At 24.0% G+C, this 229-nt stretch carries 1 protein-coding gene; it reads left to right on the forward strand.

The window, feature by feature from the left end:
* Positions 1-32: 32 nt before the first annotated feature.
* A partial coding sequence (locus SB773_RS35170) for a hypothetical protein (protein WP_410595244.1) occupies positions 33-229 on the forward strand: 197 nt, incomplete at its 3' end.

Consider the following 229-nt stretch of genomic DNA (forward strand, 5'->3'; position numbering starts at 1 on the left):
TGAGATGAAAAATAAGTATAAGCACTAAAAATATGCTAAAACCCTTAAAGTATAAATATCATATTATTTCCAAAGGACAGTCTTTTGTAAATCATCTTTTTCTTGAAATCATTTTTAATAACAGGATTTTGAAGAATAATATATCTTTTACTTCCGAATTAGTAATTGTTAAGTATAGAAATATTATTTTAAGTTTTGGCGAAGAATACCTTGATTCTGTAAATGCTGT

Source organism: Bacillus sp. SIMBA_074 (assembly GCF_046534555.1).
GTDB lineage: Bacteria > Bacillota > Bacilli > Bacillales > Bacillaceae_G > Bacillus_A > Bacillus_A mycoides.